The organism is Mycoplasma sp. ATU-Cv-508, from assembly GCF_004011945.1.
GTDB lineage: Bacteria > Bacillota_I > Bacilli_A > Mycoplasmatales > Metamycoplasmataceae > RYZV01.
On sequence record NZ_RYZU01000001.1, the window covers coordinates 230,535 to 246,521 of the forward strand.

Consider the following 15,987-nt stretch of genomic DNA (forward strand, 5'->3'; position numbering starts at 1 on the left):
GGATAATTTTTTTAGGGTGCATATTCGCAAAAAAACCGCCAATCAAATAGCGGTTTTGTGAAATTTTTAATCCAAAAAACAAACGATCAACTAATTTGTCACAACTAGGTTAGCCGTCTTCTCCGGTAACGGATAACTAGCGTGATCACCGTCGCTAACGCGGCAAAGAGTCCCAGAATGGAAACCGCCAAAATCGTGGTCAGTAGTTGGCCTGAAATAGTTGATTCAGGCACTAAGAAATCGATTTTAATGCTCACGGTTTGAAAACCACGAACGCTAATGTTGTTGAGTCCTTGGCGAGCTCCTAGGGTGATGTGCAAGTACTGACCGTTATGCAGTTTTTGCGGCAGAGCGTAGCCAAAACGATCTAGGTCTGGTGGTCATTGGCTAGTGCTTACATAAAACTTCCACTGCAGTTTATCGCGGTGAACGATCGCTTGACCGCGAACATCAACTAGCATTTCGCTTGGATCAGACGAAATAAGCGGCGAGTTAATTTGGACATCGGCTTGATTTTCGCGCGAATCACTTAGCCGCAAAGCAACAGTTGGTTTGGCGGGATTATAAGGATTAAAGCGGTCAAAAACTGCGACCTCTAAATCGCTTAAATCAATTGTTTGCTCAAGTCCTGAAACCTTTACTCAACCGGTTAAAAAGTCTTTGGTCAGTCCTGTGTCAGGCAAGTTAGAAGCGAGTCTAACAGCTACGTAATCATCGTTTGATAAATCAGTCGGCGGCACTGAGGTTCACTCAACATCTTCTCACGATGGCTCATTTTGTCCTTTTCGGTAAACAGCGTATTCCCAGTGGTAACCCTTGATTGCTTCCGGAGTTACCGCTACCGATCCAGTTCCGTTTGATCCAATGAAAGTTAGTGTCGGAGGTTGCTGGTCGGTTGGCGGAGCAATAACTAGGTCTTTAATTGTCAGTTGTCTAGCAACTTCTTTGGACAAACTGAACTCGGGGTCTTTTGAATAAAGTTCAATCCGAATTTGGTCGTTGTTAGCTAATTTAGTTGGCGGGTTAGCCGAAGAAACTGGGGTGCCGTAGTTACCAGTGTCAGGGTCGTACCTTCTTAGAATGTAACGAATGCCGACTTTTTCGTAATAAGGCGCTCCGCTCGAATCCACGAGTTTACCTTGGGCGTCTTTAATAGTTTCGCGGTTTAAAATACTTGAAGCTGTCAGCGTGGCTCAGCCGTTTAAGATTTTATCAGCTGGGATTAGGTTGCCTTCCGAATCGTGAGACGGGTGGCTGCCCATCCTAATTACGCTTACTTCGGTTAAATCAACTTGGTTCACGTTGAGGTAGTTTTTTAAGCCTTGAACTTCAAAGTTAATTCACTCATCTTTCCAAAGTGCTAAGCGACTATCTCCCACGGGACTAACGTGAATACCTTGCTCGGGCTTGTTGTCACTTGGGTTAAGTTGGTAAAGATCGCGTGGCAAAGCACGAACCGAAATCTTGTCGCCGTTTTTCAGCTGGGTGAAGTAGTCTAGGGCATGTCAATTAATTCCGTCGGTACTTGCTTGGAAAGTTAAACCTTGGGCGTCTAAGGTATTATCAGTTTCAATCACTAAGTTTGAGCGGTCGTTAAAACCTTGGATTTGGATTTTAATGTTCACTTTTTGAGGATCAATGAAGAGATTGCGCACTTGGTTTCAACCAAGTAGGTGTTCGGGTTGATTTTCTTCCTGGTCGGTTTCACCCCATGAATAAACTTTGGCAAAAACAACGTCATCCGGTGAAACAGCGCCTAGACGAATCCGCACTCACATACCGTTGTTAAGCTGGTCGGGAACTTGACTTTGCCACGGTAGTTGCTCGATTTGACGAGCCGATAACTGACGCGGATCAGTGTTAACAATTTGGAACTGTCACTCAACTCCGCCGCGCGGATCAAAACTCGGTCCGATTTGCGGCTTAGGTAGTGAACCGGATTCGCTGCGATCGTACTCTAGTCAGTTATCGCCTTTTTGATGTTCGGTTAAGTTAGCGATTGTTCCATGACCCACATAACCTTCAAAACTAAATTCGGGTCGCGGCACTCCGTCTGAATTAATCCGGTCTTGCAAAGTAGCGACCACAAAAGTGACTGGTTGGTTGAGTTTTTGGTAATCGGGGTGGAAAACATAACCAGAACTGCGCGGAACCATTTGGACCGTGATTTCGTCGCCGTTTGAAACATCCAACGGAATCGTTAACTGGTTTTCTAAGGTAGGTTTCCCGCTTTGGTATTTAATCTGGAAGTTTCAGCGTCATTGCTTGTTCTCCGTACTTGGTCCAGACATAGTAATCACGGCGTTGCCATTTAGTCTCTCCTCCGGTTTATTTGAGTAGACTAAGTGCTCTTTAGACGCGTAAGTGTCAGGGTAAACGTAAAGTCCGCGAACTGGAATTGGCGTTTGGTTTTGGCCGCTTTCAGAACCGGCTAACAATCCGCCGCGGTTGTAAACATCTTGACTCTTTTCCTTAGGAAAGAGCTCGTTAGGAAAGTTTAACTGCTCGTCTTGGTAACGGAAACCGTAGCCAGCTCGCGCTCTTAACTCAAACAGCAAGGCTGAACCAACCGATAGATTTTTGGTCGCCGAAGGTAGTTTTCAGACGCCTTCAATCTCTCTAAAACCAGGCTGTCAACCAACTGTTAAAGTTGGATAAAGCGTGTTTTGCCCTTGTTCGGTTAAGTAAACCACTTCTTTTTGTCCGTTTTTATCAAGCGTCGTGTAGCCGTAAATAGGACGCTGGTAGTTGGTTAAGTAAGCGTTAACTGGTTGACCAGTTGGCGCAAGAGGTTCTAACACCATCATGTAAGCATCAAACAAACTGTTAAGACCATGCTCGCCCGGAATTAGACTCACTTGACCTTTGCCATCACTACCTTCAAACTTCAGCGTTGGCATGCCCGGCACCTCTTCAATGCTTTGACCTTCTAAGTCAATTAGGTGAGTTGGATCGTAAAACGCGTAATTATCTGGTAAATCGATCGGTTGGACTAGACCGCTAACAGGGGCAAATTTAATCTCAGCCGACCAGCGCACGGGACTATTTTCTTTCTGTCCAGGTCGCTCGGGGTCGTCGGATTGAGGGTCAATAATTACGTAACCATTCCGAGCTCTGAGACGGGCATAAACGATTTGTCCGTTGGAAAGCGAAATCGGATAGCGACCAAAATTAAACACCTGAGCTTCGGGTGCTTGGTCGTAGCTATGTCACCCTTCTTTGGTCAAAGTAGTTTGACTGTCAACATCAAAGCTGGTTCAACTGATATCTTGACCGTCGGCATTCACAACGCGGTATTCCAGCACGTAATAAGGTTTGCTAGTTAGATCAGTTAGGACCGATCCATCAGCTCTTAGTAGTTCAATTGACAAATTACCTTGGTTATAGTTGCCGTCTGGATCTTTGGTTTTAAAACGACCTTCGCCGTTAAAACCAACGTAAACAGCGTCGCCAAACTTAATGCCGGTTGTGTCAACTGTCAGAGCCACGTAAAATTCACGTTCTCACGTCTGGTCTCCCAGCTGACCTTCTAATCCGCTCGCACTACCGTCGGGTAGTTCATAACCTTGGTCTGGACTGATTCGAATTCTGAGTCCGGCAAAATTAGTTGACTTAACTAACTGCTCTGGATCATCTTGGCTTCACGGAGTTCACTCACTAGTTTGGGTCGCGCGAGAACTAAATTCAAAGTGGGCGTGACGCGGTGCTAGAGCGTTAAGACGAGTGCGGTTAAGGAAGTCATTAGCGTCAAAACGGTTTTGGTCTAGAAGGTAGTAAGAGCGTCCTTGCTCATTAATATCGTTATCGTCGTAAACAATTTTTTCAATTCGGACGTAACGTTCGGTTTGACCGGCCTGGTAAACAATTCTAAAGAGCGGATCATTTGCAAACTCTTGCCAAGTTTGCTTGTTTGGTAAGCGCTGGTCGGGCGTGTCAACGATGATCGGTTGAATTAATTGCTGAATTTCTAGGGAGCGATTAAGTCTGTTTTCTTCAATGCTAACGCCCTCCTCAGTGGTAAACTCATATTCATCGCGACTCGCGTTTTTAATGATGTAGCGAATTGCCACGTAGGCATCGCGGTCTTTGTCAAGTGCCTTAATATCTTTACCTTCAATTAACGGCATAATCTCTTCCAAGGTGTCAAACCAAACTAATTGACCGGACGCATTTTTCTTAACTAATGCAAACTGAACTTGCCCGTGAATTTGCCCATCGTCCGAAGTAGGCACTTCTGGCGGCTGGTTCAATCACTTAGGATCGTAAGTTTTACCTTCTAAGCTGACTAAGTCAAAATTCTCCAACCAAGCCTGATCAAGAACGATCGCTACTTTCAGTTGACTGGCGCTCAGCTTGGTAATTTGTTGCCCTTCTAAAACATCACTACCAAGTTTAAAGTCGCTGCTTAAAGGAGCAAACCGGATTCAAACGCCTAGGTGCTCGGGAATCTTGTTTGGAAACTCGTCTTCTCAGTTAGCGTCAGAACTAGGTGCGTCAGGGTCGTTAAGATCCGCGTCAGTCGTAAACTGGAGTTTTACGCCGCGTTCAGTTAGGAGATTTTGATCCAGTTTTGGGTCGTTAAGTTTGAAGTTGATTCTCAAGTTATTACCGCTGACTAAAACTGATTGATCGCTTAAAACTGTGATGTCTTCGGTGTAAACAACGTTAATCAGCGTTGCGGCTTGCGAAGGTATCACTAACGAGTCATCGCTCACTTCGTTATCAGCTTTTTTGTCTTCCAAGATGGCTCAACCGATTCGCAAGGTGTTTCTCCGGAAGTTAAGTTTTTTAGTGTCAAGCGCGGCTTTAAATTCGGCTAAAGTTTCAAAAGTGAAAGTGGTGCCAGCCGGATAGTCCTTATTAGGACGAGTTGCCTCAACTTGGTATTTAATAGTTAGCCCCATCTCCTTAATTCACTGAGCACGCTGGTCTAAATCAACGATCGGAACGTATTCACCGGTCTGTTCATCCATTTTTTCGTATTTAATTGAAGCTTCGGAGCCGTTTAGGTAAGGGGTTTGCTCGGCTCTAAATTCGCTTTGCGTGTCACCGCTAATTACCATGCTTTCTAAAACGCTAGAATCAACTTGGATGGTGTAACGCATATTTTCCGTGCTAATTTTAATCATCGCCACTTTTGAACCGTCTATTTCGTACTGGGAAGCCAGGTAGTACTGCTCAGGGAAAACTGGTACAAAACGAATTCAAAGCGATTTGTGAATTGGATCCAGTCCTTGTGATTCGATCACGCTGCGGTTGCTCAAACTATCTTGTCAATGGCTACTATCAAGTAGTTCACTCGGGTTTTCAACTACGGACCACTGCACTTTCATGTTGTACTTAGGAATCGCTTGCCCGCCCTTGAGAGTGCCAGTTTCGCGTCAGTGCATGTTAGCGCTATTAATTGATCCGTTAAGTTCGTATTCGTTATTACCGTTAATCAGCTCTGCGATTGGTTTTTCGTCGCTTTGGATCGTTCAAATGTTGACAAAAGTTTTAAACTCGCTCGTGTCAATCTGAACTTGCTGATCTTGACTGTCGGGCAAGACTGCGTCCTTAGGATCAAGCAGTCTTCAACGGGCTCAAACATTTTCGTGACTAAAGTCTTCGGGCAACGTTAAATTAGCGTCTTTGGGTAAATTGCGACGCTCAGCCATTTTTTCAAGCAGCGCCTCTTTGTTGTACCAACTACCAAAGTAAAGGTAAACAATTTCCACGTACTCGTATTTGGCTACATTGTTATCAACTTGCGATTCATCCAAACCTTTTTCAATGTCGCCGTCTAGATCGCTCACTAAGTAGGAGTGACCTAAAATTTTCAGTTGAGTCAATTCATCTTTATCTACGTCAATCATTAGTTTGAACCGGCGGGCCTGGTTAGCGTCGGTTTCTTGAGTTTTTAAAGTTTGGTGAGAATGCGACTGATCTTCGTAACCAATGTAAAGACGAGTGTTTTCGTAGTCAGTCGACGCTCCTTCGCGGTTAATTGGCACGACTTTCGCTCAAAGTTGACGGGCTACTTGGGTACTTCAACTGGCTTTGCTAAAGTCAGGTAAATCGTCTTGATAATTAAGCTCGTCAAGGCTGTAAACTAGTTTAAGACCGTGACGAGTGAGTTCTTCAGAACTGACTGGGTAAGTTGGCGACTCGGCGGTTTGTCCATCAATTAGTAGTTGGTAGTTGTGGGTGTGACCTTCCACGACGATAGCGCCTAAAGCGCGGCGGAATCTTTCTCCGTCAAACCACTTCCGGAAACTTAAACTTAGGTCTAAGCCAGGCACAACTTTTAAGTTGATCGCTTTTTCGTCGCTAACCATGTAGCGTGAGTTTGTTGCGCCTCATTTAATGTAAATGCGGTTAATGTTTAGATCTAAGTACTTTGGCGTGGCCCGACCCACTTGACTTAACTGGCGAACTTCTTGGTTAGGGTTAGCGCGGTAAACCACCTTGGAGCCAGATAAAATGAGTTGGCCGTTCAGGTAAGCGCTAAAATCACTTTTGTTAAGCCAAAGCGCTTGGTCGCTTAACTGGTTGACATTTGAAATAGGTTGGCCGTTTTTCAGATCAATAGCGTACAGAATTTCAACGTAACCTTCAAAAGTAGTTTGGTTAAGACTATCAAGCAAGTCGATTAACGGCGTGCCGCCTTCTTGCATTCCGTTATTGTCTTCGTGAATTAAAACGTCGTGCGTGTGACCGGTAAAGTCAATTTGGCTTAAAAGTGTGTGGTCGGTGTTAATCACAACTGGCAACTGAGATGTGTCAATGATGTAAGCGTTTTGAGCGTCTTGCTGGTGGTGATCCTGCGGTTTAACTTTGGTAGCCTCAAAGTACTGACTAATTATTCAAGTCGGTTCAACACCGCTAATTTGTTTGCCAAGGTCATTCGCAATTGGCACAATTCGCAGTGCCAAGAAAGATTTGCCGCCTTCAAGCGGAGTAAGAGTTACTCAAAATCCGTGAGCGATGTCGCGGTTAATGCCTTCTTTTTCCCCAGCACTAATTTCTTGGTCGCGAACGATGGTTCAACTTGCGCCTTCTTTTAAAGTAGCTCCGTCCTCGGAATCGGTGCTAAATTGGAGTTGGAAACCGAGCGGCTGTAAAACACCATTAGTCAGTTGGTCAGGAATTGAAACCGCGATTCCTAACCTAGCTGATGTACGACCTTGGAGTCCGATGCTAGTGTTAGCGTCGGTTCCGTAAGCTAACATCTTAGTTCACTGGCTAATGTCGCGGTAAGTGTAAAGATTATCAATCTCAGGTTCTCCGCGGCTGACTTTGTCTTGCTCAGGTGAAAGAGAGTATTTTTCGCTCGTTGGCACAAAGCGAACAGACACGTAAGTTCTCACAAACTGTTTAAACGAAGCAACTTGAGAGTTAGCCGCCTGGTTGAAAGTTAAAAACTCCTGTTTGTTCATGCTGGCCTTGAGCTTGGAAACGCTAATTTTAGTGTCGCTGTCTAAGCCCATAAACGTTAGGCGACTTTTCATAGTTGAAAACTCTTGCCAGTCTAAAAAGTTAGTCAAACTGTAGTGGAAAGTTAAGTGCTCTCTGGTGAGTGACTCTAGTTGCTCGTTAATAGTTGGATCGTTGGTCAGTCCTTCAAAACTGCTCAGTTTTGAACTTAGACCGTCGATGTTTACCCGCGTGGGCACTAACTGAATGCGCGAAGTCTCGTTGATTGAGTGCGGCTTAGAATCAGACACAAACGGCATCTCGCCATCTTCGTAAGGCTGATCAGCCACAAACCGGACTCAAACATAACGCTTGCCATGGTCAGCAATTTCGCTTGGCGGTTGGTCAGACCAATCTTGATCAGCAGGGCTAGGTGATTCTAAAGTTGAAAACTGAATTTTAGCGTGGAGTAAGTGGGTCTGGTCGCCGGTGTTAAGAATTAGTTCCGGTATTTCTCAACCAAGTTGTTGGTTATCAACGTAACCACCCCAGTCAACGCCGTTATAAACTTTCCGATCGTACTGACCACTTTGCGGTGATCACCAACCGCTTTGCTCGTCTTGAGTCACTACCTTAATTTTGCTAATCTCAGCAATTAAAGGACTAACGTCTATGAAACGCTGAACTTTTTCAACGTTAGGTTGAACGTCAACGCTCGCGCTCTCTGAACTGATTGCATAACCTGTTAGTGCTCGGTAACCAACCCGGATTTTTGCCCGTCCTCAACTACCATCAAACCTCAAAGTTTGGAGATATTTTAAAAACTCGTCAAAACGACGCGTAACTTGTCCCTGCTCAACGTCAAGCAGTTGGTAAACAACTTCTAAACCGGTGTAAGTCGCGTTTTCGTTGTTCATCTGTCCCCACAAGTCGCTTTTTAAGGCACTTGGGTCGATGCTATCAATTTCTAAGTCACGGGTGTTGCCTTTTAGCAGCACCTTAGTGGCTAACTGACTGCGGTCAGCTTCAATGAACTTAAGCACGCGCGTATTCGCTAAAGCGCTCTGGTGGTCCCATATCACAAATGAGTCTTGTCGCTCTGGTTGGTCGTCGGTACCAATCACTAACTTGCCAGGGTTAGATTCAGTTGGAATAATTCGAAAAGCTAACTCGTAAAGGAAGTTAATTTTGTCAGGTAAAGCGTTAGTTTTAACTTGAACAGCATCAAAGTTGGGCTGACCTTCGCTAATGATTGGAGTAGTTTGAACTCGCGCATTTTTGAGCGAGAGTTCGTTCTCTAAATCAATTTTGACTATTTTAGCAAACTCCTCGCTTCTTAAGTGGGCAGTGTCGCCCTCAATTTTAAGTTTGGCAAACTTCTTGTAGTAATCGCTAACATCAACCCATTTCATTAAGTTACTAATGTCGGGCTGAGTCTCAGCCTCGTCAGTTGGGATGTATTTCTCGGATGAGCGTGATCTTCAAGCTACGCGAGCTGAGGTAAGTTCAATTTTGTTTCAAAACGGACGCGACTCGCTAACCGGTAACAATTGGTAACTGCTGTTAGCAATTGATCAACCTTTTACAGGACGGTTACCGTTTAACACCTGGGATCCGCTTACTACCAGTTGACCGTTAGCTCAAGCGATGAAATCTTCGCGCTCTAACCAGTGGGAAAGGTTTTTATCATCAATGTGGTAAGCTACCCGAATATCACCGCTGTAATCTGGCGAATTAGGGTTTAAAGTTGCTAAAACTTGACTCGCGGTTTGGCCGCTTAATAGTTCTTCAATTTGTAAATTACGAGTGTGGTTAGCTAAAACAATGGTTTTTAAGTTGCTCTGTGCACCGCTATCGTTAGTTACGACTAGTGTCACCAACTCAACTGGCAACTCTAACACATAAGGCGCCAGGTCAGGTCGGTTATTCCAGTAGTCTGACAAGTGAACCATGGTGGCGTCAAGTCAATTCTCGTAGAGAGAGGGATCAGACGGGGTTGGTACACTTTGGTTTTGGTCGTCTTTGAAAGGCACAAAGCGGAAAGATATTTTTGGTTGTGAACCATCGCTTGGTTGGTTAACGCTAATCAGTTGACCAGTTCCAGCCGCAATGTTAGGAATTCCCCGGTCTTTGTTGGAAGGGATTCCAGTCGGACTTAGGTTGACGCTTTGCCAACTAGAGCCTTGAATAGAAATCTGAAGTTTAATGCCGACTTTATCTAAGTTAGAAGTCATTAAAGGCTCAGGTACTACGAGAGCTACGCCATCTTTTTGACCCACAACGCCGTAAAGTTTAATGCCCGATTCGGCGGTGGTCCCAAGCGACTTAATTTGACCAGAAATGTCTCTGTAAGCGAAAAAGTTTTCAATGTTAGGAGCCCGAATTGAATTGTTTACATCTTGGCGGCGAATCACGTAAAGATCGTCGTTGGTCGTTTTGGGACTAATTTGCACGCGCACGTTAACGCGGCTAAATTGATCGTAGTTCTGTTCCATTCAACGGACAAAAGCCGATTCGCTAACAGGCGGATTTAATTTGTCATCTTCGTCTTGGACAAAGTACTCTAGAGCGGTGAAATTCGGTAATTCCACGCCCGAAGCGTCAATCACGGCGTCAAACGTATTTTGGGTGAAAACGACTTGCGTTAGATCAACGTTATCAACGTTAATCCGAGCGAGCACTTTTTGAAGGTTAGAGCTGGCTGTTAAGTCCCAACTTTTACCCTGGTTAGATAAAACGTAACGATCATTAGGGTAATCTTCTGGCGTCACTTTGGCATAAAGGTAACGATCTTGGTGATTGAAAGCAACTTGTTTTGGTAACTGGTTTAAAAACTGCCAATCGTCTGCGTTGTCAAAACTAGGCGATGAAGCAGTTGAAAACTCTACTTTTAACCCCGCTTTCTTTAGTTGATCAACTAGAAAACCAATGTCTTGTCAAAGCACTTGGTCTGAGTCAGATTTATAACGTTCAACCACCGCCTTAACATTTTTTTCAAGACTTTCTCGGTAGTCTTGGACTCAAATGTATTTTTTTAGCGTGCTCATCGCTTCTAAGTTAAGCGTGACAGGACTTAGGCGTTCGGACAACTGGTAGGAAGAAGGACTAGTTGTTAAATCAACGCCGATACCAAAAAACTGGGTCGCCCACTTATTTGCGTCCCGGTACCATAAGTTGGCTCCTCCGCGGGCACTAACGCCGTTACTTTGCCAAAAGTCTTTTAACTGTTCAAAAGTCATTCAAGCAAGCGGTTTAGCGCTTAAATTCATGTGGTTTTGCTGTTGGTCGCTAATTACGCTACCTGCATTAAGCGTTAACTTAAAGGCAAGGTCTTTTTTGGCCAAGACAGGAAGCTGAGTTCCGTCCGCGTAAGCGATGTTTTCTAACTTGCCAAAGATGTGAGAATGACCCGTTAAATAGGCTTTGTCAAGCGCTAGCAGACTCACGTCAAAAAACCTTTTTCAATTTTTGCTAGGAGCACTAGCTTGATAAAGATCGTGTTTTTGGTGACTGCTCTTAGTTCAGAAATGCTCGGGGTCTTTAACTTTGGCAATTGAATAAAGGTTGACAGCGAACTCTCAACGGCGCTGATCTCAAATGTTAGCCGGGGTTGATCCGTCAAAAAGTTTAAGTAGTTCAGCTTGGGTTAATTGCGTTTTACCGCGCACGGTCTCTTTCTGAGCATCACTTAGCCCCAGGGCGTTCATTTGCGCTTCGCTAATTGGAGTCGGTTGGTTATCAAAACGATAGCCCCAAATTATCTGGTCTAAAACTGCCGCCGAATCTTCGGATCAACCGCTTCATTTGTGGGTGTTGCCCGTCGGAGCAAAACGCGCCTCAAGCACCGAAGCATCGATGTAACGAACTACGTTAGCCATGTCAATCTCTGTGCCACGACTTTCGCTTGGACGGTAATTGACTAAATCAGTGCTTAGTCAAGTGAAGATGAAAACATTTTCTGGACCCAGCATCTTGTTTCAATCAGGAGTGGCTTCTTGAGCAGTTAAATCGCCGTAAACAAAACTATCTGGGTCGGCCGCGGTCGCTTTTCAACGTTTGACCGCTTGGCCATCTTGATCAACCACTTGACCGCTTGAATTAGCTTTTAACTGACCGTTAATCCACTTAACAAAATCTTGCATTTCCAGCGCCAGTCTGTCACCTGCAATCGCGACATGTAAAGTCGCCTTGACGTAAGCAGTGTAATCGCTGCCCTGGTTAAGGTCTTGGAGTCAAGTTTGCCAATCGCTGTGATTTCCAACTACGTTAGCTTGGAAGTTGTCATTAGTTCGACCCGCAATCTCCACTTGACCTGACGTTGGTCTAATGGTCACTACGACCGTTGGTAAATTATCCAGGGTAATCACGTAGACCTCTGGTTTTTGGAAGTTTGAATCAAAGAAATCCGAGTTATGCACTTTGGTCGCCTCTACGATTGCTTGGTAATCGTTTGGACTGTTTATCTCGGGAGTTTGACCATTTTCATCCGCGTAAGGTACAAAGCGAAAGGCGAGCGAAGCGGTTTGACCACCAATTTGTTTGACGGTGAAAATAGCTCCTAGTCCGGCCGGAATTGCTGGGATACCTAGGTCTTGGTTAGGATCAATTGCTTGATCAAGTTGTGGGAAGATGTCAATCCAATTTTGCTGGTTATCCACACTCACTTGCAAAGTCGTTTTTCAAAGCGATAATTGATCTTGTTTAAGCGTAGTAGGCAGTCTAATTGCGATTCCGTTATCCACTCCGAGCGAACCAAAAACATCCACTTTGTTAGAACCGCTGCTGTTTTTAAGCGCATCTAACAAACTGGTTATGTTTCGGTAAGAATAAAACTGGTCGGTGTTAACGTTTTGAACTTGGTCGGTTCCTTTGAAAACAACTTGGACACCTTCTTTAGCCGCTACTTTGGCCCGGAATACCCGGTGTAACGAGTAATTAGGACCTTTTGAAAGTTCGTCTGTAAAGGCACTCAGTAGTTCGTCGTAAGTCATCCATTTGTTGCCAAAAATACCTTCACCTTGGAAAAGAATGCTAACGTAAGGCTGAAGATCATCGCTAAGAACGTTGTAGTCAATGGAAGGTTTGCGAATATCTCCTTTGAAAATAATGGCGCTTAGATCTACTTCTGAAACATCCAAGAAAGTTTTGACAAGACGGATTTTGGATGACTCGGTTAAGTCAATTACCTTGGGCCAAGAAATGATGTAATTGCCAGTCTTTTCTCCTCAAACAACTTGAGCCCATAAAAAGCGAGCGCTTGGATCGCGGTCAAGTTTTGTCGGCAGTTTGTAGTTGTAATTTCAACCTTGCGCGTCAAAACCGTAACTAGGTCCAACTTTGGCGTCAGAAAAGTCTAGTCTTACTCCGCGGGCACGGAAATCGTCAAAAAGCGGGTTAATAAAGTCTGCTTCGCGGTGCCAGCGGACTTGCTCGTTGGTACTTGCTTCCGACGTATCGGCTTCAATTTGTTTAAGTTTGTCCACTAAGTCGTTAACTTGAACATATTTAGTGAATGCTTCTATAGTTTCGGTTGGTATGGGTGTTTGAGAAGTGATGCTAATTTTGTAGTCGGTTTTTGAGTAAGAGTCAAAAAAGGACGCAAGTCGATCATTGTTAATTTCCGTTACCCCGGCATGGCTTATGTAAAAATATCATTGCAGTCCACCTGTTCCTCCGTAAACTTGATCAAAACCCCACTTACGATCTTGCGAAACCCAAAGATTAGCTTGCATCTCGCCATCTTTCAAACTGAAATGTTTACTCAAATCATTGTTATTTAAGTTATTGGTAGGCTCGGGTGTGTTTTTAATGTTCATCGCTTTCTTTTGAGCTTCAGTGAAAAGAGATAATCCGTCTTGTCGCGGCAAACTTAAACCTAAATTGAGCTGGTAAGACAGTCCGGCAATTGAATTTGGTTTTCAATCTGACTCTACCCTGATATCGGCGGTGTGACCAGTTAAACGGAATTTTTCGGAGATTTTTTCGGGTTTCAAAAAGAGAATGCGTGGCTCTTCATTGATTGTGTCAAATTCCAAAGTTTGGGCAACAGCTGAACCGATGAATTTTTCTTCCATCCAAAATCTGTTTTCGTCGCTTAGTCTAACGTGTAAATAAAGTTTGTTGAAAACTCAGTTGAGTTCTTCTTCGTTGAATAAGTTGGCTGAGTCTTGGCCGTTAAGCATTCCGAAAGCCTTGGTAAATTGCTCTCAATTTAATAGGCCCGAACTAGTTAACAGGTCGCTGTCAGCTGAACTAAGTTTTAGACGTGCTGCCTGCTCGGCACTAATCGGTGAGCCGTCAATTTTAAAAGAGTAAAAATATTGGATTCAGCCCGCCTTGAAAGCTTGCCCAATCATGTCGCTGCGCTGCTGATTGGAGTGGTTGTTAACTAATACTTCGGCAGAATACCCACTTATCTCTGGGCGGTTAAAATCGTCGGCTAGTTCCACGTAGCGGACGATTTGCGCCACTACTTGGTCGGTATTAATGTCTAAAATTTGTGAATCAGCACCTAACAAATAACCCTCGTCAAAATTGGCCCACTTGACTTGGATATTTCAAGTTAAGTAGTTCCAGTTTGGAATTGGAAACATTCGCAGAGAGGCTGAAACTTGGTCAGCGCGGAGAGGCGTTATTTTTCCAGTCAATGAATCTATTCCGCTGACACGGTTTCCGCTGGGATCAACCACAAAACCTTCGCTGTCAACTTGAAGTTGTCCGTCAAGCCACAGCACGAAGTTATCCAGCGCAATAAAGTAATTAGGGCTCGCGTCTTCAAGGTACGAAATCAAAAATACAGGTTTAACTTTTTCGGATAAATTTTGATCTAAACCAGAGTTTAGACTTTGCAAAGCTTCTTGCCAAGTTTGACCGCCAATCGAAAATTGAACCGCAAAGTTATCGTTAGTGCGTCCTGAAAAACTAATTTGCCACTGACTTGGATCGTTTGGAATGTTGATTGACTGTTTTTGGTTGCTTAAATCAACCTCAACAACAGTTGGACCAGTAAAATTGTTTTTAACGTAGTCAGAAGGGTGAACTCTAGTTGAATTGATTTGTTCTTGATAAGTGTTCTCCTCAACAGATCCACGAACAGCCCCGACATTGTTTTTGTAAGGTGTTAAGCGAAAATAAAAAGCATTTTTCTGGTTTTCTGATGGCCTAAGCGTAACTAACTGACCTTGGTTAGCGGGTATTTCGGGAATGCCATACAAAGAATTGGACGTAATTTTATCTCTGCTCAAGGCGATGTTTTTTCATGCTTGTCTATCAGTGCTGTACTGCAGTTTGTAACCCAATTTATCCAATTCTGTATTCATAAGTCCTGCGGGAACTCGGATAGCCAAACCATGTTCAATGCCGACCACGCCGTAAACTTTAATGTTTGAGAGATCTGTGACAAATGTGTCAATGTTTTGATAGGCAAAAAAATCTGAATCATTCAAACTGAGAAAACGTTGACCAAAAAATTCGCTGTTAGAGACTGTGAAAGTAGTAGTGAAGGATGGACCTTCCGGCACAACAATGGTTTGCCCTCGTATTCATCCGATAGGATAACCAACATCAACACGCGGGAAAACGCCAGGTTTGCGTTGTGCATCTTCTAAAAACATCTTTCTCATATCAATTTCGTTAGCATAAGTTTTTTTTCATGTGCCCATCGAGGGGTAAGTTGAGAACCAAAAAAACTTTCATAGTTTCTCTAGATGTTTGATTTCATCAGGGATAGTAATCTCTGAGTAATCAATTTTGAGGTCGCGGGTGTTACCAATAAACTTAATTTTTTGGAGGTTTAGTCCTCCCTCACCCAAATTGATTCACGAGCTTACTTCCCTTAGTTTTGGCCAATCAATCTCGTCATCAGTTAACATCACTTCAGTGCCAAGTTGAGAGGGAAAAGTAGGCAATGTTTGACCAAATCGCATTCGGTCTGATCAATTCGCGCCCTCACTGATTCTGAATTTTAAGAAACGGTTTTTGTAATAGAGGGCTGTCTCGGCTGGCAAATCACTGGTTCAAGTTGACCCAGTCGAGATTTCCAACTTTAGACTGTGGTGTTCAATTGTTTCGACTAAATTCTTAAATTTCTCAAGGTCTCACCTTAACTCTGAGTGTCGAGATCATTCTACGTCCAAAAGACCTTGGAATGAGTCTTTGACCATTTTAAAGACCGCGTCTGATAGAATAACCTTTTTTACATCAGTTGATTCAAGGTCTATCGTGACTTGGTTCAAATGCGAAAGAATCGTAAATTCATCATCAGTATCCAACTTAACTTCAAGCGATGGCACTACTCAACGACTTTCCGCTGGGTATCACAAATTCCCACCATATGAGGGATATCTAAATAGTGGTTCAAAAAGTTTTAGGAGACTAAGTTTATTGGTGTCAGAAGCTAACAGAATTCAATTTAAACGACCAGAAACTTCTCTTTGAAAGTTAAATTCTTTCATCTGCGTGCTGGTTGGTTCTTGCCCCTTATTGAGAGAGACCATAGTCTTTAAATGTGTTTGTGATATATCGTAGCTCCCCAAACCTGCACTTTCTTTACCGTAATAATACAAATCAGCTGAATATGCTCCCAACGATAAT

1 protein-coding gene is annotated in these 15,987 nt (G+C 43.8%); it reads right to left on the bottom strand.

All coding sequences use genetic code 4. The features are described 5' to 3' along the window. Positions 1–104: 104 nt before the first annotated feature. Entirely contained in the window at positions 105–15,890 is a 15,786-nt protein-coding gene (locus tag CSH31_RS01305) for a hypothetical protein (protein ID WP_161565644.1), read from the bottom strand. Between the last annotated feature and the right edge of the window lie 97 nt (positions 15,891–15,987).